The 21,979-nt window shown below is 40.3% G+C and carries 12 protein-coding genes; 8 read left to right on the top strand and 4 right to left on the bottom strand.

The window, feature by feature from the left end; all coding sequences use genetic code 11:
• Positions 1-22: 22 nt before the first annotated feature.
• Entirely contained in the window at positions 23-814 is a 792-nt protein-coding gene (locus HWQ43_RS21095) for an Rpn family recombination-promoting nuclease/putative transposase (protein ID WP_292737705.1), read from the top strand.
• Between the two features lie 14 nt (positions 815-828).
• Here the strand turns inward: HWQ43_RS21095 and HWQ43_RS21090 are convergent, their stop codons facing one another.
• Complete coding sequence (locus tag HWQ43_RS21090) at positions 829-6,810, bottom strand: translocation/assembly module TamB (RefSeq protein WP_292737703.1); 5,982 nt, start codon at positions 6,808-6,810, stop codon at positions 829-831.
• A 260-nt stretch (positions 6,811-7,070) separates the two neighbouring features.
• Between HWQ43_RS21090 and HWQ43_RS21085 the strand changes: the two genes are divergently transcribed.
• The 7 genes from HWQ43_RS21085 (at position 7,071) to HWQ43_RS21055 (ending at position 19,049) form a co-directional block, all read left to right on the top strand.
• On the top strand, positions 7,071-7,499 hold the full coding sequence (locus tag HWQ43_RS21085; RefSeq protein ID WP_292737701.1) for a DUF3110 domain-containing protein: 429 nt from the start codon (positions 7,071-7,073) through the stop codon (positions 7,497-7,499).
• Positions 7,500-7,704: 205 nt separating this feature from the next.
• Complete coding sequence (gene murQ / locus HWQ43_RS21080) at positions 7,705-8,631, top strand: N-acetylmuramic acid 6-phosphate etherase (RefSeq protein WP_292737699.1); 927 nt, start codon at positions 7,705-7,707, stop codon at positions 8,629-8,631.
• A 609-nt stretch (positions 8,632-9,240) separates the two neighbouring features.
• A complete protein-coding gene (locus HWQ43_RS21075) occupies positions 9,241-10,449 on the top strand; it encodes a response regulator (protein ID WP_292737697.1) in 1,209 nt (402 codons plus the stop codon).
• 478 nt (positions 10,450-10,927) lie between these two features.
• Positions 10,928-11,290 (top strand): response regulator, encoded by a 363-nt coding sequence (locus tag HWQ43_RS21070; protein ID WP_292737695.1) that lies wholly within the window; start codon positions 10,928-10,930, stop codon positions 11,288-11,290.
• A 124-nt stretch (positions 11,291-11,414) separates the two neighbouring features.
• On the top strand, positions 11,415-11,888 hold the full coding sequence (locus tag HWQ43_RS21065; protein ID WP_292737693.1) for a chemotaxis protein CheW: 474 nt from the start codon (positions 11,415-11,417) through the stop codon (positions 11,886-11,888).
• 124 nt (positions 11,889-12,012) lie between these two features.
• On the top strand, positions 12,013-15,321 hold the full coding sequence (locus HWQ43_RS21060) for a GAF domain-containing protein (RefSeq protein WP_292737691.1): 3,309 nt from the start codon (positions 12,013-12,015) through the stop codon (positions 15,319-15,321).
• Positions 15,322-15,431: 110 nt separating this feature from the next.
• The gene (locus tag HWQ43_RS21055) at positions 15,432-19,049 is read left to right on the top strand and encodes a hybrid sensor histidine kinase/response regulator (RefSeq protein ID WP_292737689.1); all 3,618 of its coding nucleotides are present in this window, start codon (positions 15,432-15,434) and stop codon (positions 19,047-19,049) included.
• A gap of 50 nt (positions 19,050-19,099) precedes the next feature.
• Here the strand turns inward: HWQ43_RS21055 and HWQ43_RS21050 are convergent, their stop codons facing one another.
• The 3 genes from HWQ43_RS21050 to HWQ43_RS21040 are packed head-to-tail and all read right to left on the bottom strand — an operon-like array spanning position 19,100 to position 21,883.
• Entirely contained in the window at positions 19,100-19,828 is a 729-nt protein-coding gene (locus HWQ43_RS21050) for a Uma2 family endonuclease (RefSeq protein ID WP_292737687.1), read from the bottom strand.
• Between the two features lie 54 nt (positions 19,829-19,882).
• Positions 19,883-20,776: an ABC transporter permease gene (locus HWQ43_RS21045; protein WP_292737758.1), complete on the bottom strand. Its 894-nt coding sequence runs from the start codon at positions 20,774-20,776 to the stop codon at positions 19,883-19,885.
• A 21-nt stretch (positions 20,777-20,797) separates the two neighbouring features.
• Positions 20,798-21,883, bottom strand: coding sequence for a spermidine/putrescine ABC transporter substrate-binding protein (locus tag HWQ43_RS21040; RefSeq protein ID WP_292737685.1), 1,086 nt, complete (start codon positions 21,881-21,883; stop codon positions 20,798-20,800).
• Positions 21,884-21,979: the final 96 nt, after the last annotated feature.

The raw sequence follows: 21,979 nt of genomic DNA, 5'->3' as shown, positions 1-21,979 counted from the left end.
AATATTCAAATATCGAGAGTGCATGAAAACAGACACGATTTTTTACACCTTATTCCAAACTCTTCCAGGTGTCTTATTTGAACTTTTGGAACAATCGCAAGCTTTAGCATTACACTACCAATTTACCTCAGTAGAAATCAAAGAACTAGCACGTCGTATCGACGGCTTATTCTTACCCAAACCTGACTACCCAGAAGACACAATCTATTTTGTTGAGGTACAGTTTCAGCGCGATGAGGATATTTACTGGCGAATAATCACAGAAGCATTCCTCTATATCAATCAATATAAACCTCAACGTCGTTGGCAAGCAGTATTACTTTTTGCTCAACGTAGTCTCGATCCAGGTATACCATTTATTTATCAAACATCATTAGCTCCACAGCAAATTCGTATAATTTATTTAGACGAATTAGATAATGTACCATCATCTTCGATTGGGCTAGGCATAATTAAGTTAGTAGTTGCAGCAGAATATCAAGCCGTACAGCAAGCGAAAAACTTGATAAAACAAGTACAACAAACGGATGAAGCTAACCGTAGCAATCTTTTAGAATTAGTAGAGAGAATGCTTATCTACAAATTTGTAAACAAAAGTCAGCAGGAGTTAGAAGCAATGTTTGGATTAACCGATTGGAGACAAACCAAATTTTACCAGGAAGTAAAGGAAGAAACAAAGCTCGATACGATACCCCGTCTACTTAAGTTGGGTTTAAGTATAGAGCAAATTGCTGAAGCATTAGAATTAGATGTTAAACAAGTACAACAAGCTATTGAGAAGCAAGAAAAAGAGGGAACAGGAAGTAATTCGTAATTGAAGAGATTTCTTTAAAACCGCTTTTGATATTCCACTACAGCACGACTGTCATCAGTTAAGTTAGTGGAGGCACGCACACGAAATTCATTGTTTATCCGGTAATTAATACCCCATTGGAAGGGGTCGTTTGTTGTCAAAATTTTGATACTGGAAACAGATATTTTGGAAGAAATGTCAACCCCAGCCTCCGCTGCTAATTCTAAAGTTGAATTGCTTCTTCCAGCTTCAGGATTCTCAGATATCACGGTAGGAAATATCCGCAGTTCACTTAAGCCAAAAGTACTCCCAATCTGGTTAAAAGCTGACTGAAAATTGTTAAACACAGCCGAACCTGCAATGTTAATCAGACCTAAAGTACTGTCTGCACGTCCTTGGGTGTCTACAAATCCGCCTCCTAAAAGAGCAACAATTTCGGTTTGACTACGTGACGGACTACTTGTTAATTCTATATTTTCATTTAGTTTGCTAGCTAAACCGTTGATAGTAGCTTCGACTCGAACACTCTCTAAGGCTGATAAACCTGTAGAATTTACCCGGCTGAAGTCATTACTTTGAGTTACATCCAGTACTTTGGCAAATAGCCGAATATCTAAGTTGGGGTCGCGGGGTTGAGAAGGACTAAAGGTTGCAGTGTGTTTATAGCCACGAGCAAGGTTAAATTGGGTGGTAAATAAATTTACCCCTCCTTTTTCTAACTGGATGGTGCCATCGGGTATAGGCTGATTGATTAAGCCGTTAACGATGAGATTACCGCTGGCGCGGAAGTTGAGAATAGGGTCACGGGTAATTTGGACGTTTTTACCTAATTCCAAATCTAAATTATTAAATCTGGCGTTAGTATTTCCCACCCCATTCCCAATTTCAGATTTGCTCTGCTTATTGTCTTTTGTAGGCGATACGCCAATACTACCATTTGCAGATGTCGCAGCGTCGGTAGATTCTGCCAGCAATACTTTACCATCAAATAAATTTACTCTACCGCCAATTATGGGATTAAGGGCAGAACCAGTAATCTGCAAATTGCCACTAGCGCCTCCCTGATAAAGTCCTTTGAGATTCAACGCTAACTGATCGAGATTAACAGTCAGGGGATTTTTGATAGTTACGTTCTCATTGTTGAAGATGGGAATTTCACCAGCAACTTCTACCGTCCCACGGCTAAATCTACCTTGAAGATTTTCTACTAAGATGCTGTCAAAATTAAACAGTACTCTACCTGTGACACCTCTCAGCTTACGTGGCAAAGCCTGGGCTGAAAAAGTAGCATCATTGACAGTAGCAATTCCATTTACTTCGGGTTTTTTCAGTGTTCCTCGCACTTTGAGGTCTACTTCTCCTTCACCTTTCTCAAATACCACTTGATTAGTCAATGCGTTTAACAGCCCCAATCCCTCGTTTTCCAATTTCATATCCAAACTGATTTGATCGCTGTCTGGTGCGACGGAAGCAAAAGGTAATTTATAAGGGATACTGCCAGTAATATCAACAGGTTTTGGCCCAGCAACTGCTACAGTACTACCAAAGTTTAAGCGTCCATTGGCATAGCTGAAACTTGCTGTTGCTGACTCTATTTTGCTCTGATTTAATATTCCTTCTGTGATTTGCAATTCCCCTCTAGCTTGGGGATTAGCAATGCTGCCGGCTAAAGCTGCTGTACCGTTAAGATTACCTGTGATTCCAACTGGTAGTTTGACAACATTATTCAATAGTTGTACTGGAAAATTATTCACCCGCAGCTGACCAGATTGTTCATCACCACCAACGTTACCCGTAAATGCAATCAGCCTGTTTTGAGATTCGATTCGTAATGGTCGCAAACTTAAAACACCGTTCTCAAAGTTGCCTTCGGCAATCACTTTTTCGGCAGTATAAAAACGATTTCTTTCTTCCTTTTTACCCCAGGCAAAGTCTTGTCCATTCAAATTAAAATCCACTGATAATCCATTGGCTGTAGCTGTATTTACAGCCACTTCTCCATTGAAAGTCCCCTTTAAGTCTGCCAAATCTGGTATTGGAGTTGAATTGAGTCGCTGTTCTTCCTGTTCTGCAACCAAAGCTTCAATTTCAGAAAACCGTTGGATTTGGGTTAATAAGGGTTCATTTGGCGTTCCTTGGGGGTTGGTAGTCAGATCCGCTGCTGTGCCGTAGATTTCTGCTGAACCACCAGGCAAATTTTGTAAATCAAATATCTTTGCTACAGCCAGAACATCTTGGATCTCACCCTGCTTGACATTCAGTTTACCTTGTAATTTAGGCCCTTTAGCGCTTTGGGCAAAAGTACCGACAAGGGCGTAGCTACTTTTTCCTTTGACAAATTCGCTACTAGTGAGTGTGGCTTTACCGTCACCGTAGCGGAATTGAGCAGCTATTCGATCGCCTTTAACCCGGCCAATTTGGGGATTAGCGATCGCTAAATTTCCCGTTGTTGCCAATGTCTGCTGATTAAACAGCAAATCCCCAGTTAACAACCCAGCTATCTTACCAGCACCCAATCGAGTAATTGGTGGCGGAGTCAAATTCAATATTTGTAAGGGGAAATTGGCAACTTTCAGCGCCCAATCATTCCCTTGAACATTACCTGTGGCTGATGCTTGCTGCCATTTGACTAAGAAAGATTTCGGGCGATTATTGGCATCTAAATTGAAGTTCAGGCGATCGCTATTACCCGCCAAGTTTAAACTTAAGCCGCGTCCCTGTACTGAATCGATGTTTCCAGTTAACAACGGCTCAAAAGCAATGTCTTGAACAACCAAGTCTCGTAAGTTGATTTGCCCGACGACATTTGGTAAGGGCAGCTTACCAGTGATTTGACCATTAAAATCTACTTTCCCCGCCACAGCAACCTGATTAGGAAGATTAATCGGTAACTGTTTTAAGTTGTAATTCTGCGCCTGGACGTTGAGATTTAGGGCAGTAATTTCCGGTATACCTGTCTTTGTTGCATTGGCTAATATGTTACCAGTAACACTTAAACCGGGAGCAGTTGCTCGCTCAATAGTCAGCCTTTCACCACTCCAAGCGATCGCAGCCGTCAATGGTTGCTCTAGACCAGGGAGACCTTGGGATAATTGCACCTGTCCAGCAGCACGCACATCAGCTAATTTGGACGATCCTAGCGTACCGGCTAATTGCAACTGACCGCCAAACTGCCCCCGCAATTGCTGATTTAACCGATTTAATTCCACACCAGCAGCATCAACTACAGCTTGATAGCGACCATTAGCTACTTGGATATTAGAGGCTGCGATCGTTCCACCTGCAACATCCAGCCGTCCCTGACCGTTAGCTTGGATAGTTTGCGGTTGGAAGGATTCAACAGAACCCGCCACGTTTGCTTGACCAGTTAACGTCCCTCGGAACTGTGGTGGTACTGCTGCTAACTGCTGTAACGGTACATTAGTTACCTGAACTTGCGCCTGGTATACACCATTACCCACTTGGATATTAGAAGCTGTAATAGTTCCACCCGCAACATTTACCCGCGCCTGACCCATCGCTTGGATAGTTTGCGGTTGGAAGTATTCAACAGAACCTGCCACGTTTACTTGACCAGTTAACGTCCCTCGAAACTGCGGTGGTACTGCTGCCAACTGGCGCACAGGTACATTATTCGCTTGAACTTGCGCCTGATAGACACCGTTAGCAAGTTGGATATTAGAGGCCGTAATAGTTCCACCCGCAACATTTACCCGTGCCTGACCATTGGCTTGAATAGTTTGCGGTTTAAAAGACTCAACAGAACCCGCTACGTTGAACTGACCATTTAATGCCCCTTGAAATTGCTTTGGTACTTTTGCCAACTTCTGCACAGGCACATTCTTAGCCTGAACTTGCGCCTGATATACACCATTCGCCACTTGAATATTAGAGGCTGTAATCGTACCCCTGCCAATAGCAAGGCGACCCTCACCACTCCCACGCATGGTTTTCAGGCTGAAATCATCTCTGCTACCTGCGATTTGGAATGTTCCCGCCAAAGGATTATCTAAAGCTGGAGGAGACTGTTTCAATATTTGTCCCAACCGTACACCATTAGCTACAAGTTGGGCCGAGAAACTTTGGTCTTGCAGTTGGATATTAGAAACTGCAACTGTGCCGCCACCAATTTGAACTCCTGCCCCATCACTGCGAATTGTGGCAATTTCAAATGGTGCTGTACTGCCTGAGAGGATCAGACGACCATTAAATTGTGCCCCAGCCAAAGAGACATTTTGCAGTTGACTCTTGTCTACAAAGGGTTCCAATTTTACTCCAGAGGAAACAGCCACAGCTTGCCAACGCTCATTGGCATAACTACCAGTTGCCCGGACTGTCCCACCACTGACATTCAGAGCCACATTGCGGAAAGAGACGCTGCGATTTGGAGCGATGGCAACTTCACCAGTTCCAGGATAAGTTCCATTGGGAGCTTGGAACTGCACCACAGTTTGGACATTGGTAGGAGCGCCAGTTAGTTGAGCTGTACCTGAGACATTGCCGATTTGAAACGCAGGTGTTGTTTCATAAACTTTGGCGATCGCATCCCCTGGAACATTCTTAGCAGCGAAATTTAAATCCAGTCGCGGACTCTTACCAAGTTTAATTGTACCAGCACCCGTAATCTCACCACCAACTTTAGCTTTACCTTGAATATCTTTTAGGGTAATTAAAGAGGAACTAGTAACAAGCTCAAACTTACTACTGATGCTATTAAAATCAACTTTATCAATCCGAGCAGTTTGAATCGTCGCAACTGAGCCGGAGAGAATTGGCTCTTTAGTCGATCCAGTAATCTGCAAAGAAGCTTGTACTTGTCCAGCGATCGGTACAGGTAATTTTACCTTAAGAGTCTCCTGGGCATTCGCCAAACTTACTGCATTTACACGCGCTGCCAACTTCAAGCCTGCTTTCGTGTCGACGATTCCCGTAGCCACTAAAGGAATTTTGCCGTAGTTGCTAGTCACATTATTTAACTGCAACTCCGTTCCTTGGAAGTGCAGGTTTCCTTGGCTATTGCTCAACAATTGCGGGACTTTGGGTATTTGCAGCGTTACCCCTTGCACAGTAGCATTGCCAAACAATAAAGTTTGCTGTCCTGGTGTCAACCGAACTAACAAATCGCCATTAGCTCGACCCGCCTGTAAGTTCACTGGTAACTTAATCAACCGAGTAATATTCTCAGCCAGAAAATCTTGTGCTTGCACCTGGAAAGTCCCTGCTAGCACCTTAGAACGTGTCTCTCCCTGAATGGAAATATTGCCACCACTGTTCGCTTGACCTCCGACTTCAAACCGTATCAACTGGTTATTTGCTAAAAGTTGAGCAGATCCATTGAGTTGAGAAAATAGCACCGGCAATTGCTGAGTGTTTTTAGTAGTAGCAGGGCGTTGAGGCAGTGCTGAGTTAGAAGTTGGGTATTCTCCCTTACCCTCTTGCCCCTCTGCCCCTCTGCCCCCCTGCCCCCCTGCCTCCTCATCTCCCTCTACTCTCTCCTGCGGCATCAAGGCCAGCTTGGCATTCCGAAACCGCAGGTAGTCCAAATCAGTTTTAATTGCACTGCTTCCACTTGACGACGCGATGGTAGTGGAAACCCAACGCCCTTGGTCATCCTGTTCAATGTAAATATCTGGGTTGACTAAGGTTACATCTAGCTTTAGATGGCGATTAAAAATTAGTTGTAACAGATCAAAACCCACCTCTACAGATTCGACTGTAGCCCGATCTGCATCTGTGGGTGTGGCTGGGATAGCTGAAGCCCCAAACTGTACTCCTGTCAACGAAAATTGTGTGACTCTTCCCAGTTTTACCGGACGGTTGAGTGTAGTAGTTAGACTTTGTTGTGCCAACGGCGTTAACTCTGTTTGGACAAAAGTCCACAACCGCCAAATACCAACGATAACTCCTAACAGCAAAAGTCCACTCAAGGCAATGCTACCCCGGCTCAACACCAGCAACCACAAACGTTTGCGGATAGGGGAGGGGGAATGAATATCTTGATTGGTAGATTTAGTCATTTGCTTTCACTGTATTTATTGCCGGATGTCGCTGGCACACACAAGCATTAACTGGCACATTGGTTCAGTATGCCATTTCCAGGATACGCCAACTAAACCCAAGACCCCATTGGTTGAGTTACGGTATTTTCTCGATCCAATACTTATGCTTAATAATATTGGCGTTTTCAGGAAAATCTGAATAGAGTGAAAATTATTCCTGTGACTTTCCTTGAGGCACAATCTCGAACTTTAATATGAATAAACCTTAAAAAGGACAGATGATTACACCAATGCGTGTTTTTGTGTTAATTTTTAACGCTCGAACGGAAAATGAGGGGATTCACACGATTCGGGAAGGCGATCGCAATAAAATTCTGATGTTCGAGTCAGAAGACGATGCCACGCGCTTTGCCCTGATGTTAGAAGCTCAGGATTTCCCCGCACCCACACCGGAGCCGATCGATGCTGAAGAAATCAAGGAATTTTGCGAAAGTGCTGGATATGAATGGGAAATCATCCCAGAAAACAGCAATTTAGTTGTAACTCCCCCAGAACTTAACGTCGAAAAAACTGATTGGCAAGAAGATGCCCAGAAGGAGGATACTGTTGAAGACACTTTCCCTCTCAATCAACAGCCGCTAGAAGAACCAGAATTGTCTGATTCTGAATTAGAGAAGATTCGTCGCAAATTAGAAGGGTTGTTGTAAGTAGTCATTAGTCATTAGTCATTGGTGAGCCAGTGCGGTCTTGGGGGTTTCCCCCATGAGCAACTGGCGTTAGCGCAGCGTTAGCGAGGCACGAGCGTCACCCGAAGGGTCATTAGCCATTGGTCGCTAACTGACTAATGACAACGGACATAGATAGATGCCCAAAGAAAGGGCGGCATAGGGTAGAACAAAGGACAAATGACAAATGACAAATTTGCAAGAACGCGGGCATCTTTTAACTGAACTGGTAAATCCTAACAGTCTGAACTTAGACCAGCTCAGTTCTCTGGAATTGGTAGAGTTGTTTAATGACGAAGACCAAAAGGCCGTCGCAGCTGTTGCAGCGGCGAAAATTCAGTTAGCAGAGGCAATTGAGCGCACCGCAGAGCGTTTGCGCCACGGAGGACGCCTATTTTATATTGGTGCGGGTACAAGTGGCAGATTAGGGGTGTTAGATGCTGCTGAGTGTCCACCTACTTTTTGTACACCCCCAGAGTTGGTACAGGGGATTATTGCTGGTGGTGCTGGCGCATTAGTACGCAGTTCTGAAGATTTAGAAGACAGTATTGAAGATGGTGAGGCTGCGATCGCAGGGCGGCACGTTACCCAATTAGATGTCGTAGTTGGCATTACCGCTGGCGGCACAACGCCTTATGTCCACGGTGCGCTTCATGCTGCTCGTCAGCGAGGAGCCACAACTATTTTTATCGCTTGTGTTCCTGCTGAACAAGTTAGCTTTGATGCTGATATTGACATTCGTCTCTTGACAGGGCCAGAAATAATCGCCGGCTCAACTCGTCTGAAAGCTGGTACAGCCACTAAATTAGCTTTAAATATCCTTTCTAGCAGCGTGATGGTTAAGCTAGGCAAAGTTTATGGCAATCGCATGGTCGATGTAGCAGTAACAAATCAAAAATTACGCGATCGCGCTTTGCGAATTCTGCAAGACCTCACAGGTTTAAGCCGGGAAACTGCTGGTTTTTTACTAGAACGTAGTGGTAAATGGGTTAAGCTGGCGCTATTGATGCACTGGACTGGTTTGGAAAAAGATGAAGGCGATCGGCTGCTTTCAGAACACCAAAGTAATCTCAGAGCAGCTGTTGTCAGCTTTCAAAACCACAAGCAACCTTGAATAAATTTTCTAAATAAATACTTTCTAATCTGGCTGCTACTTATTTTTAGTAGCACGCCTTTTTTTAGAAAAATATTCCCTAGAAAAGCTAATATTAATTAACATAATTAAGAATAGTAAATTTAAATAAATATTTTTAACAGCTATGATCAATGTGAATAACTAAAGTAGAAATATTTGGAGACTGCTAATCTTTTTTGAACAAAAATTCAGAACTTATACGGATATGATTCAGGATGAAAATTATTAAAATAATATATCAATACATCATGATCTATATGATAACAACCTACTTTAGTCATAAATATTAACAGAAAAGTAAACTCTGCCAATAAAGACTCTATGCTAAATAAATTATTTACTAGCAATAGTTTTGCCATCTGAACATCTACCTCGCTTTTAATAATCTTGATTTAGACTGCTATATATCAAATGCATTTGCACTTATTCACATCCCTATATAGCTAGAACACTGTGACGGAAGTGTTGCCTACCTTTAACAAGTAACTTAAGAGATTTGTCTGGTTAATTGAGATGGGAGCTGGATTTTCGCCGTGCTCTAATAGTATCGGTTTTTAATGGCTAGCTTTTTAATAAAAGGAACAAACTATGCCTCATCAAGAAATTATTTCAAATAACCTAGTAAATGAATTTAAAACTTGTACTCAGTTGCAATACAATGGCAAATTAAATATTAAGAGTTCAAAGGGTAGCCAATGGACTTTTTACTATCGACTGGGACGGATAGTTTGGGCAACAGGAGGAACTCATCCCTTCCGGCGTTGGCGTAGAAATATAGCTCAAAATTGTCCCCAGATTGATGTTGATAAGTTGCAGTTACGTGTGCAAGACTTATCAATTGATTACTGGGACTATAAACTGATAGAAATATTTTATAAAAAACAGAAAATTCAGAGGGAACAGATTCAATCTATTGCGGAGAATACGATAGCAGAACTATTATTTGACCTGGCTTTGCAAGGAAACTTTGCTTCTCTAAGTTGCAATCGCACCCAAGAAGTTATCTTAGAAACCCCAATGAGCTTCACAAGTGCAGAAATGTCTGTAAAGCACATGCAAGACTCATGGAAAATTTGGTCAGAAGCTGGTTTAGCAAATTTTTCTCCTGACTTAGCACCAATTCTACGGCGACCAGAACAACTTGAGCAGATGGTAAGTCCATCTGTCTACAAAAACTTTGTGAATTTAATCAATGGCAAATTCACTCTGCGAGATTTAGCGATGAAAATGAAGCAGAGTGTACTACCACTCACCCGTTCATTGCTTCCTTATATCCTTAAAGGAATCATTGAATTGGTAGAAGTACCTGACTTGCCTTTAGGAATTACTGAAGTTAACAATAACTCTACCACCACACAAGCCAAAAAGCGGATTACTCCACTAGTAGCTTGCGTCGATGATAGCCCTCAAGTATGTAAAATGTTAGAGGATATTGTCACTTCCAATGGATTGAGGTTTGTCAAAATTCAAGATGCTGTACAAGCTCTACCAACCCTCATTCAGGATAAACCAGACCTGATTTTCTTGGATTTGATTATGCCAGTTGCTAGTGGTTACGAAATTTGTACTCAGTTACGACGAATATCTACCTTTTCTAACACACCAATAATTATATTAACAGGCAGTGATGGTCTTTTAGATAGAGTTCGTGCCAAAGTAGTTGGTTCTACAGATTTTCTCACTAAACCTGTAGTGGCTGATAAGGTAATGAGTATCATACGTAAATATTTACCGACACACAGCGTATCCAACGTATCCCACGATAAGAGTAAATCTAATTTAGAGGTTTGTAATTAGGGAGAATTAAAGGCGATTTGTAATTCTGAATTATTCCTCAAAATTTATATATTTTTTCACCTCAGTAAAAATTAAATTATTGAGGTTAAACAATTTTAGATTTACTCTATTAATCAAACCAGAGAGTTGTCAATTGATTTGGAATTTTAGATTTATTCTCGCCGTTAAGTTCTCTTGCTCTCAGTCATTGTGTAATTTTAAATATTTAATCCAACATTCAAAATTAGATTATATTCAAATATGTTACATTAAGTTATATTTATTACGTACTTTTTCTGAGGTTGATAAATAAAGATTGAATCAAAATTAGACAAATACAAATTTTTGTATTTATAGCAGTCCTATTTGATTTGTGAAATATTAGTTAAGGCAAAGGGGTTAGGGCTAGTCTCTAGTCCCTTCCATGTCTTTTTTGAGAAATCATTTAGGATTTGTATATTTTGTTTACATTTTGAGAAAAAGTTAACGAGTAATTACCATGAATACTGTTTTAGTTGTTGAAGATGGCTTAACAGATAGGGAAATAATCAGCCGTTACTTACAACAGGCAGGTTATTCTGTGATTAGCGCCACTAGCAGTGAAGAGGCTCAAGACAAAATAGATAAAAACAAACCAGACTTAATATTTCTCGACGTAATTTTACCTGGTAAAAGTGGCTTTGAAATTTGCCGGGAACTGAAAAACAATCCCGACACTAGCAATATACCTGTGGTTTTTTGCTCTACAAAAAATAGTGATGTAGATAAAATTTGGGGTAATATGTTAGGCGCTGATGGTTATTTATCAAAACCGATTGACCGAGACGAGCTAGTGGTAATTTTAAAACGATTACTTAATTAGGAAAAATGTCATAAATCAACAAATAATATAAGTCACTATTTCTTAGATAGAATCTCTCCCACAATAACCAATAACTGCAAATATTGGCTAAAGATAATTAATCAAAGACAAAGGATAAATAGTTTTGGAAACTCAGGAAAAGTTTTTAAGTTTTAATTTGGGAGTAAGTGATACAGCCGTCATTTCTTTACAACACATCACAGAAGTTTTGCAAGTATCATTACTAGAAATATGTAGTGTTCCTCAGATGCCAAGTAGCGTCTTGGGCATTTATAATTGGCGCGGTGAGATGCTTTGGTTAGTCGATTTAGAGGCAATGTTAGGTTATCCTCCTATTTCGCAAGGGTCAAATTTAGTTTCAAGAATGATGGCGATTGTTCTGGAAAATAAGGGTAAGTATTTGGGACTATTAGTGCAACAAATTATAGATATTGAATGGCTAGATACTAAAGAACTGAAACCAGCAACAGCTGAATTATTTTATCCGAAGTTATCACCTTTTTTACAGGGATACTTTATTAATGATTCAGAGGAGATAATTTTTAATTTGGATGCCATAACTATTATTCAATCTCCAGCATGGGGAATTCATAATTGAATAGTTAGTAAGGTGAGATTAGGTAGATTGTTTTGAAAATTCCTAATCCTTAATGAGTAAACACCAGATAATTTTGCCTAGCACATATCAAGTTATTACCTATCACAATTTGGAGGTTAATCAAATGACATTTTTATATAACAATAGCCATGATAACGAGCATCTAATCACGGAATTAGAAAATCAGAATGGTAACGCTCATATAGCAAATATTGCTAGTAATGAAATAACTTTATTAAGTGCGATCGCTAAAGAATTTAAAAATTGGCGTCGACAGTTGAAAGACATCGCAACTCACATGCGCCAAGCCCCAGACATTGATACATTACTTAAAATTACTGTAGCACAAATTAGAGAAAAGATTGGCTGCGATCGCGCCTTAATTTATCAGTTTACTTCACCAGAATCCGGTAATGTTTTAGCCGAATCAAGAACACTAGGTTGGACACCAACTTTAGGCGAAAATATTCCCGGAATTATTTTTGGTTTATATACCAATCAAGACTATGTAGAAGCTGTAGTTATTGACGATATCAATCAGATTCAACTTACTCCTTATCAAAAGCAACTGCTAGATAAATTTCAAATTAAAGCTAGTTTGAGTTTACCGATTGTAGTAGAAGGTAAAGTGTGGGGCTTACTAGTAGTCAATAATTGCTACTCAACGCGGCAGTGGCAAGAAGTAGAAATTAGCCTACTATCTCAACTTACAACAGAACTAATTTACAAATTACAGAGCTTTGAATTCCAAAAAGAACAGCAACAGCGGCTACTAGCAAAAAAATCTGTAGCCAAAGTCATCGACAAAATTCTGCGGGTATCAAATGTCGATAAGCTTTTTCAAACAACCACTCAAGAAATCCGCCAATTACTAAAATGCGATCGCGTCGGTGTCTATCGGTTCAAACCTGACTGGAGTGGTGAGTTTGTCGCTGAATCAGTGGGTAATGGCTGGATAAAAATGGTCGGCCCTGATTTTTATATGGTTTGGGAAGATAGCCACTTACAAGACACCCAAGGAGGACGTTATGCCAAGGGTGAAAGCTTTGTAGTCAATGACATTTATCAAATGGGCCATGCTCAATGTCACATTGACATTTTAGAGCAGTATGAAATGAAGGCTTACATCATTGCACCCATATTTGCTGGAGAAAAATTATGGGGTTTGCTGGCAGCTTACCAAAATTCTGGGCCTCGTGATTGGCAACCTTGGGAAGAAACCTTTGTAACTCAAATTGGACTGCAATTTGGTGTGGCCATATCACAAGGGGAATATCTGGAACAAGTGCAGACGAAATCTGACCAACTAGCCCAAATAGTTGAACAAGAGAAAGTTTTCACTAAGATAGTCAACCGCATCAGACAATCTTTAGATGTAGAAAGCATCTTCAAAACAACCACTCAAGAAGTGCGTCAATCACTGCAATGCGATCGCGTCGCTGTCTATCGTTTTAACCCTGATTGGGGTGGCGAATTTGTGGCTGAGTCTGTGGGTACTGGTTGGACAAAACTGGTAGGCCCTGATATTAAAACCATTGTAGATGATACTTACTTGCAAGTAACTAAGGGAGGTAGGTATGTCAGAGGTGAAAACTTTATCGTTAATGACATCTATGAAATCGGGCTTGCTCCCTGCCATCTTGAGATTTTAGAGCAGTTTGAAGCCAAAGCTTACATCATTGTTCCGATATTTTTCGGGGATAAATTGTGGGGCTTGCTGGCAGCTTATCAAAATTCTACCTCTCGTGAATGGCGAAGCTGGGAAGTGAACTTTTTGGTGCAGACTAGCTTGCAATTTAGCCTAGCTAAATCACAGATAGATTATTTGGAATTAGTGCGGGTGAAATCTGAGAAACTAGCTCAGATAGCAGAACAAGAAAAAGCTGTCACCAAGATTAGTAACCGCATCCGACAATCTTTAGATGTAGAAGAAATCTTCAAAACAACTACTCAAGAAGTAAGACAATTATTACGATGCGATCGCGTCGCCGTGTATCGTTTCAATCCGAACTGGGGTGGTGAATTTGTCGCAGAGTCAGCAGGTCATCTTTGGATAAAAGTGGTAGGCCCCGATATCAAAACTCTCTGGGAAGATACCTATTTACAAGAAACTCAGGGAGGTCGATATGTCCAAGGGGAAAATTTAGTTGTAAATGATATCTATCAGGCAGGTCATTCTCCTTGTCACATTGAAGTTTTAGAGCAATTTGAAGCTAAAGCTTATGTAATTGTTCCTGTATTTTTTGGGGAGCAATTGTGGGGATTGCTGGCAGCTTATCAAAATTCGGGAACTCGTGATTGGGAAGAATCGGAAGTCACTTTGTTAGCACGTATTGGCAGCCAATTAGGATTGGCATTACAACACACCGAATATTTGCAACAAGTACAAGCGCAGTCAGCAAAATTGGCAGAAGCAGCAACACGGGAAAAGGCAGCTAACGAGTTACTGCAACAACGATCCATTCAACTCTTAAAAGCCCTTAGACCCGCTCTTAACGGCGACTTAACAGTACGCGCACCGATTACAGAAGACGAGCTAGGCACGATCGCAGATGCTTACAATAATACTCTGCAAGCACTGCGGCAAATTGTTGTTCAAGTACAAGGAGCTGCTCAACAAGTTGCCCAAACTTCTAGCAATAGCGAGGCTTCACTAGCGGGACTAACCAATCTGGCACAACAACAGTCTGAGGACATTACCGCAGCCTTAGATGACATTCAACAGATGGTGGACTCTACTCAAGCTGTAGTAGCGAATGCTGAATTAGTACAACTAGCAGTGCAAAAAGCCAATAAAACTGTAGAGTCTGGCGATACTGCCATGAACCTGACTGTAAAAGCCATCCAAGGAATTCGTGAAACCGTTGCTCAAACCAGCAAAAAGATTAAACGCCTCAGCGAATCCTCGCAAAAAATCTCCAAAGTGGTGAATTTGATTGGTAATTTTGCCACCCAGACAAACGTACTTGCTTTGAATGCAGCCATTGAAGCTACTCGTGCTGGTGAATATGGCAAAGGCTTTGCAGTTGTAGCTGATGAAGTCCGTTCTTTATCTCGCCAATCAGCAGCAGCAACCATCGAAATTGAAAAATTAGTTCAGGAGATTCAAGCAGAAACCGGGGAAGTTGCAGTCGCAATGGAAACTGGTATTCAGCAGGTAGTAGAAGGTACAAATCTTGTTAGCGATACTCGCCAAAACTTAAATGCGATCGTTTCTGCGACTGCCGAAATTAGTCAGCTAATCGAGCGAATTACCGCAGCGACTCAAAAACAAATGGCGCAATCTGTAACAGTAACTAAATCAATGCAAGATGTTGCAGAAATTGCCGATAAAACTTTTGCTGAATCTCAAGAAATTGCAACTGTATTCCAAGATTTATCAGGAATGGCACAAGAGCTATTAACAACTGCTAGTAAGTTTAAAGTGAAATGAAAAATAGTTAGGAGTTAGGAGTTATTAGGTCAAAGCATTAATTATATAAAGCACTATACTCCCAACTCCTAATTCCCAACTCCCCACTCCCCACTCCCAACTCCCTAATTATGATTACAGATAACGAAATTCGCGAACAAGGGTACATCTACTTTCTAGCTGAAGCCCCAGAATTAGTCCAAATTATTGAACAAGAACTATTTAGCTTGTCGGAAGATTATAGCATTGCTAAAATTCACAATCTAATGCGAGCCACTCATACACTTAAAGGTGGTGCGGCTAACGTTGGGCTAGAATTAATTAAGACGATCGCCCATTTTTTAGAAGATGTATTTAAGGCTTTATACAATCCAAAAGTGGTAGTTGATGCAGAATTACAAACATTTTTATTACAAGCTTATGAGTGTTTGAGTATAGCATTAAATACTGAATTAATAGGTAGTACTGTTAATGACGAAGAACTTCTTCACCGAGCGACTTCAGTGTTCGCGCAGTTGCAAGAAAAGCTGGGTGATTCATTTGGTGCTGAATCTCATATTCCCACTTCTGAAGAATTGGGATTTGATATTGTGCAATCTGTTTTTGAAGTAGGAGTAGAACAACGTCTAAACAGTATTGCTGATGTTATTAACAATCCGCCAAACCATGACGAATTTATCGAGTTTTTACACTCTCAAGCTGAAGTATTTCTTGGCTTGGCAGAATCTCTAAATTTACCTGGATTGGGAGAAATTTCCCAAACGATTCTTTCAGCGCTGCAAGCAAATCCCAGTCAGGTACAGCAAATTGCAGAAATTGCCTTTGCAGATTTACAACAAGCAAAAAAATTAGTATTAGAAGGCGATCGCACATCTGGTGGAGAAGTTTCTTCAGATTTGCGAAAACTCACGATAGTGGCAAATAATGAATCTGAAGAATTACAAAATGATTCATTTGCCAGCACATTTATCTTTAATGAAGAACAGTTTTATCAGTTTCTTACTATATCTGATAACAATAAAAACGAATCGGTAAAACCAACAACTGCCAAGTTTTATTTAAAAGTAATTCGCTACATTTTTGGCTGGTTTAATCACCAGATGCAAATACCAGAGTCAGAACTCAGTTTGACTTTACTCGTTCCCAGATTAGAAAGAAAAAATCTGCTTAATTATATCAACAACTGGCTGCAAGACTTTCTTAGTTTTGTTCAAGACGAAGAAGATAGTCAAAGTCTTTGTATTTATCGGCGTGGGATCATCTTAATCATCCTATTTGCAGTTGCAAAGTTTCAATATTCTTTGAAAGCATCTGATAGTTACCTCTCAGGAATTAAAACATTACAAAACCAAATTTATAAATTAGCAAAAGAATATAAAAGTTACCCTCCTGTTACTAGCGAGGAGAAAAATTGGCTTGATAGTCCTAAGTTACAAAAACTGTTAGTGATTCAAGAGATTATATCTTCTCAATCAACAGATAACCTACTAGAAGCAATATGGGGTGAAGAAGCTAGGCAAAACCTTGCTGTTGAAGTCGTGACAACCCAGATTGATAATTATTTAGGAAAGCTGGATTCATTAACTGTTAGTGAGCAGGTAATTGTAGACGTTTCGGAAACAGCTATTGAAGTCATCCCTGATCTAGCTACACAAATCAATAAAGAAATAGAAGATAAATCACAGTATGTTCAAACTAAAAACTTTCGTCAACCTTCATTTATTCGGGTAGATACAGAAAGACTGCAACACCTCAATTATCTAGCAGGAGAATTACTGATTTACCAAAAACGGCGTAGTTTACAAGATCAACAAGTCAAAGAAATAATTGAGCAACTCGTACAGCAAATCACTAGACACCAAACAACTTTAAATGATTTACGCGATCTACCTTTACAAATACAAAATATTAACTCACAACAAACGCAAAGTTTTGCATTGGATTTTGACTCTCTAGAAATGGATGTATATACAGAATTTCACATGACATTGCATGAAGCAATAGAAGAGACACTGCAACTACAAGAAACCACAGAGTCTCTTGACTTGCTTCTGACACAAGCTATGCAAATTAGTGATAAGCAAGAAAATTTAACTCTTAATATTATAGATAGCTTAGTCGAAGCACGAATGGCACCTTTGGGTAATATTCTGAATCGTTTCCCCCACATGGTAAATAAGTTGGGGAATGTTCATGCCAAACTTGTAGAATTGAAACTTACTGGTAGTGAAGTACTGGTAGATAAAGCGATCGCAGAAAAACTCTACGATCCCTTGTTACACTTAGTGCGTAATGCTTTTGACCACGGTATTGAAGCTCCGCAAGTTCGCCGAGAGCTTGGTAAACCAGAAGAAGGTTTAATCGAAATCTGCGCTTATCATCAGGGTAGCCAAACTGTTATCGAAGTTCGAGATGATGGTCAGGGATTGAATCTAGATAGAATTCGCAGAAAAGCTGCTGAACTTTATCCCATACAAACTGAAGAACAAACTAGAAGCTCTGCTTTCAATCTGGCGGAACCTGAACTTTTAGATTTGATATTTTCGCCTGGATTTACTACTGCTACTAAAGTAAGTGAAATTTCTGGACGCGGTATGGGTTTAGATATTGTGCGTACTCAGATGCACGCACTCAACGGCTCGATTTCAGTTCAATTCTTACCCAACCAAGGAACAATATTTATACTCAAAATTCCTTTTTCTATGACTACAGAAAAGTTAATGCTGGTTCAAGCCAAAGGTGTTGTTTATGGTCTGATGTTGGACAGTATCGAAAAAATATTGATTCCCTCTGACCAGCAGATTAAAGAAATTGAAGGAAAAAAAGTCTTGCATTGGAATATAGACAATGATGAGACTATGGTCAACCTTCGTCAACTTTCAAAGTTGATTAATTATAATGATTCATTGTTTAATAGTGCTGTTCCATACAACACATCAAATACTCACGACCCAAGCATAGCGAAAAATCCGGTGCTTTTGCTCCAGCGAAATCAGGGAAAAGTTGCTTTAGAAGTTGACCAAATAATTGGTGAACAAGAACTGGTAATCAGACCTTTAGGAAATGCGATCGCACCGCCAAAATACATTTATGGTTGTAGTAGTTTAGCTAATGGTAATCTCATCTTAGTAATTGATGCTTTGTTGCTGGTAAAATCTAGCGAAATCCAACAAACAACACTTGATATCAGGGTGCTACCAGTAGCTTCTTCGTCAAATAAAAAAACCTTGCAGATATCAGGGCATACTTTTTCATCTACACCATTACTTGCGGCATCGACTTCCACAACAACTATCGAAACCCAACCCAGTTATTCTCAAGAGCCAGATTATAAATCACCAAAGGTTGTTTTAGTAGTAGATGATGCAATTAGTCTCCGACAAACTCTCTCTCTGACTCTCCAAAAATCTGGCTATCAAGTCATACAAGCTCAAAATGGTATAGAAGCTCTAGAAAAGTTGCACTTACATCCAGAAATTCAAGTTGTTGTCTCCGATTTAGAGATGCCACGAATGAATGGTTTTGAGTTGTTGAGCAATTTCCGTCAATACACCAACTTAGCAAAAATACCTGTAATGATTCTTACTTCTCGCAGCGCTGAAAAACATCGCCAGCTTGCCCAAGAATTGGGTGCAAAAGCTTATTTGACTAAGCCTTTTTTAGAGCATGAGTTTATCTCTAAAATTAATGAGTTAATTAACAATAATACAGATGATTTAGATAATTTAGTCTCGGTGAAAAATAATTGATAATTTGTAATTACGAATTACGTTAGCGAGTCCGCGAGCGTCATTACGAATTACGAATTATCAGGTAGATTATTTGGATCTACACCTAGAGAACGTAAATACTCGGCTAATTGTTCAGCCCTTTGCCGTTCTTGTTCAGCCCGCGATCGCTCTTGTTGTGCTTGTTCTGCATCTGTCAAATAACGCTTTCCTTGCTCGTCATACCAACATAAAAATTCCTGTTGTATCCCGGCAATTACAGCTTGGTGTCGCCCTATACCTAAACCCACCTCTGGCATTAAATAGGGTTCACCTATTTGTAATTGGTAGTTTCCATCGATCAACTTATACACTTCAAAGGGTTGATGTTGGTCGCGTCGCCAAAACTCAGGGTTATAAATTACGTAGTACAATACACCGAGTTTTCTATATATATCTAGCTTTTCGTCGTATTCACCTCCTGGAGTATGGGATACCATTTCTAATGTGAATATTGGAACTATCCCATTTTCTTCCCAAACCGCGTAACTTTTGCGTGATTTATCACCCTTTTTCCGTTCTACTCCCAGGCTTAAAAAAGCATCTGGGACTACAGGTACTCTGGGATTTACTCCTGTGGTGTGATATACTCCCATGTCTACTCCGAAGTACCAATCCATACGATTTGCCCAAATGGAGTTGAGTAAGAAGAGTAAAATGTTGGGCAAAAAGTTTTGGTCTTCGTTATCCACTGGGGTATCGTCTGAACAGGGAAGTTCGTCAGTAGTTGGTAACGCATTTTTGAGATCGGGTGAGAGCATAACCGTTGTCTCGCTGGCGTTTGATGCCTTTATTATAAATGAGTGACCCAAAGTTTAGCGTTTGGGTGTACCTTCCCCAAACTTAATTAAAAGTGCGATCGCAATACTAACAAGCAAAATTAACGTCATACTCAAGGCTGAACCAAATCCCCAATTTTGGGTTGCTCCAAGAAACTGATTATAAACTAACCGCGCCGCCGTCATACTAGAGGCACCACCGAGTAATTCTGGATCGACAAAATCCCCTATACCTGTGATGAATACAAGCATGGAAGCAGCTGCAATTCCCGGAAAAATTTGCGGTACGGTTACTTGGAAAAAAGTTTCCACCGGATTTGCACCTAAATCAGCCGCGGCTTCTAGCAACCGCTTGTCTAGCTTTTCGAGAGAAGCATATAAAATCAAAACCATATAGGGTAATAAGCTATAACTCATGCCAATCAATACAGCTTGACTATTGTTGAGTAATTCCCAAGTAGGCAAGCCTAAATTGCTGAATAAGCTATTCAATAAACCAGTAGGACGAAGAATTGTAATCCAAGCGTAAGAACGGAGTAACGAAGAAGTCCACAAAGGTAGAACAAAGGCTAATAGCAGCAAATTTCGCCAACGCTGCGGCGCTATTTGAGCAATCCAATAGGCGACGGGAAAGCCCAAAATTAAACAAATTATCGTAGTGCCAAAGGCAAAAAATAGCGATCGCCCAATTACTTGTACATAAAGGGAGTCAAATATTCGGATGTAGTTTTTGAATCCGTTGGGATTGACCAAATCTCCCGGTCGGATGTCTGCAACTAAACTTAACTCGAAAATTATCAAAGTTGGCAGCACCAACAAAAGTAATAACCAAATCCCAGATGGTGCAAGCAATACCAAGGGTTGCAGCCAATTTCTAATGGGGTGCTGCAATTCTTCTATTTTAGAAATCTCATTTTTTTCCAAATTAATCACTCCTAACTCCTAACTATTTTAACTGCTAGTTAATTGAGTCCAATAACGATCGTAAACCTCTTCAAATTCTCCTACAGGTGTAACACGTTCACAATTTTTTAATAGTGACTCTGGCGGAAACAAATTAGTGTTGTTTTGGATTTTTTTTGGCAATTGCTCAAATCCGGCGTTATTCGGCGTAGAAATATTTAGACGTTGAGTGATTTGGGCTGCTATTTCTGGTTGCAAAATCATGTTAATCCAAGCATAAGCTCCAGCTTGGTTGGGGGCTGTTTTGGGAATTACAATAGTGTCTGTCCATAATGAAGAACCACTGCGAGGAATCACATATTTGAGTTTAGGATTTTCTTGAGAGATTTTGACTGCATCTGCTGAATAACACATTGCCAGTAGTAAATCTCCGGCCAGAATTTGATTTTGCCAAGCATCGGTGTCAAAACGTGCGATCGCAGGTTTTAGCATCTTCAATTTTTCATAAGCTTGTTTGATTTCTTGTTCATTTTTTGAGTTGTAAGAATAACCGAGCATTCGTAAGGTTGCACCCATCACTTCTCGAACATCATTGAGCAAGGTCATTCGCTGATTAAGTTGCTCTTGATTTTGCCAAAGGTAATCCCAGTCTTGTGGTGCATCTTTGATTTTTTCGGAATTGTAAAGTAAACCTGTCGTCCCCCAGTTAAAAGGGATACTATAGCGGTTATTGGGGTCATAACTAGGATCTTGAAACCGGGGAAATAAATTCTCTAGACCGATTAAGCGATCGTGATTTATTTCTGTTAACAAGCCTTTGTCTACCATCTTTTGCACCATATAATCAGATGGGTTGATGATGCTGTAAGTGCCACCGCCTCCAGCTTGCAATTTAGCCAGCATGACATCATTGGAATCATACACATCCGCCAACACTTTCATGCCAGTTTGGGCGCTAAAAGTTTTCAGTAATTGGTTGTCAGTATATTGTGTCCAAGTGAAGATATAAAGTTGGTCACGCTGACTATTTGTATTAGAATTAGCACGTACTTCAGCTAGCCTCCAGCCACAACCAGCTAAAGATAAGCTAGAAAGCGCTACCACCCCTGTTAAAAATTGGCGTCTGTTAGTCATTAAGTTAATAGTTAATTATCTTTTGTATTAGACCTCTTGCAAAAAAAAAATTGTGATATAGTTAAGGGTTAAAATTTTTGAAAATCTAACAACTAT

It is taken from the genome of Nostoc sp. JL31 (genome assembly GCF_017114965.1).
Classification (GTDB): Bacteria; Cyanobacteriota; Cyanobacteriia; order Cyanobacteriales; family Nostocaceae; genus Nostoc; species Nostoc punctiforme_A.
This window is presented reverse-complemented; position numbering and strand designations above follow the sequence as displayed.

Coding starts and splice junctions, on each gene's coding strand:
- HWQ43_RS21095 (WP_292737705.1), top strand. CDS start 23: ATGAAAACAGACACGATTTTTTACACCTTATTCCAAACTCTTCCAGGT.
- HWQ43_RS21090 (WP_292737703.1), bottom strand. CDS start 6,810: ATGACTAAATCTACCAATCAAGATATTCATTCCCCCTCCCCTATCCGC.
- HWQ43_RS21085 (WP_292737701.1), top strand. CDS start 7,071: ATGATTACACCAATGCGTGTTTTTGTGTTAATTTTTAACGCTCGAACG.
- murQ (WP_292737699.1), top strand. CDS start 7,705: ATGACAAATTTGCAAGAACGCGGGCATCTTTTAACTGAACTGGTAAAT.
- HWQ43_RS21075 (WP_292737697.1), top strand. CDS start 9,241: ATGCCTCATCAAGAAATTATTTCAAATAACCTAGTAAATGAATTTAAA.
- HWQ43_RS21070 (WP_292737695.1), top strand. CDS start 10,928: ATGAATACTGTTTTAGTTGTTGAAGATGGCTTAACAGATAGGGAAATA.
- HWQ43_RS21060 (WP_292737691.1), top strand. CDS start 12,013: ATGACATTTTTATATAACAATAGCCATGATAACGAGCATCTAATCACG.
- HWQ43_RS21055 (WP_292737689.1), top strand. CDS start 15,432: ATGATTACAGATAACGAAATTCGCGAACAAGGGTACATCTACTTTCTA.
- HWQ43_RS21050 (WP_292737687.1), bottom strand. CDS start 19,828: ATGCTCTCACCCGATCTCAAAAATGCGTTACCAACTACTGACGAACTT.
- HWQ43_RS21040 (WP_292737685.1), bottom strand. CDS start 21,883: ATGACTAACAGACGCCAATTTTTAACAGGGGTGGTAGCGCTTTCTAGC.